The organism is Vibrio sp. 03_296 (assembly GCF_002265885.1).
This window is the reverse complement of sequence record NZ_NPKW01000566.1, coordinates 1-1,318: the sequence shown is the minus strand read 5'-3', so window position 1 is coordinate 1,318 and position 1,318 is coordinate 1. Positions and strand designations below refer to the sequence as shown.

At 50.5% G+C, this 1,318-nt stretch carries 2 pseudogenes; both read left to right on the top strand.

Annotated elements, in window-relative coordinates:
* Positions 1 to 94: 94 nt before the first annotated feature.
* Positions 95 to 863 (top strand): annotated as a pseudogene (locus CIK04_RS35700) (DUF3450 domain-containing protein).
* 2 nt (positions 864 to 865) lie between these two features.
* Positions 866 to 1,318 (top strand): annotated as a pseudogene (locus CIK04_RS26210) (MotA/TolQ/ExbB proton channel family protein); the annotation flags it as partial.

Here is a 1,318-nt window from a genome sequence, read left to right as displayed (position 1 = left end):
ACGACTTCTAAATAGCCACGCTTTGTAAACCCTTTTGGCGCGGGAAATGCCCGCGCCCTTTTCGACTGACAAAAACACTGACAAGGATGCAACCATGACGTTAAAGAAATTTGGCGTGAGTGCACTCACCGCAGCGATGCTGAACCTAACAGGCAGCGCGTTAGCCGCAGACGCAGGAAGCGTGATTTCCACTCASKCAGGCAGGCACGAATAAAGCCGCTCAAGCCTCTCAAAACAAAATCGATGGCTACGCGGATAGCACCGACACCATGCTCGCCGAATACAGACGACTTATGCGCCAAGTAGACAGCATGAAAGTCTACAACGAGCAGATCAATCGCATGGTGCAATCGCAGCAAGGCGAACTGGATTCATTAGATCGCCAAATCGCGCAGATTGACCAARCCGCGATGGAAGTCGTACCACTGACTTTAAAAATGATTGATGCGCTCGACGAAAATCGTCACGCTCGATCTGCCATCCAAACCAAAGAACGCAACAACGAATCAACGAACTACGCGAGCTGATGGATCGCGCAGACGTCACCACCTCGRAAAATTCCGCAAAGTGATGGAAGCGTACCAAATCGAAGAAGGCTTCTCTCGTTCTATCGAATCTTACAAAGCCAGCTTAGATCGCAATGGTGAAGTGGTGACTTACGACTTCCTACGCATCGGTCGTACCGCGTTGCTCTACCAATCTCCAGACCGGTGTTGAAACCGGTATGTGGAACCAGCAAACCCGCCAATGGGAAGCGCTGCCTGAAAGCTACCGTATTGACGTACAGCAAGGGATTCGTATCGCGAAGAAACAAGCGCCACCGGCTCTGATCAAATTGCCAAGTGTTTGCTGGGGAGGAATAATCATGAAAGGATTCAAAACCATCGCAGCCGCACTACTGGCTAGCCTGTTTATGGTCTCAGGCGCGCAAGCGGAAGCACCAAAGTCACTCAACGAACTGCTCAAAAACGATCAAATCAGGAAAGTATCGTTGAGTCAAAAGAAAACAAAGCGCGTGAGCAAGAATTTCTTGCCGACCGCAATAAACAAGCAGAGCTGCTCAAGCAGGCGAAAGCCCAACTCAAAGCCGAGACAGCGCTGGGTGAGCAACTGAAAGCCACCTTTGACGACAACGACAAAAAGCTGACCGAACTGACCGAAACATTGCGCCAACGTTCAGGCACTTTGGGCGAAATGTTTGGTGTGGTTCGTCAGTATGCTGGGGAGTTCAAAGGCCTATTCAACGCCTCACAGAACGCAGTTCAGTTCCCACAACGTGATGCTTTGCTCACCAAACTGGCCGAGAGCAAAGAACTGC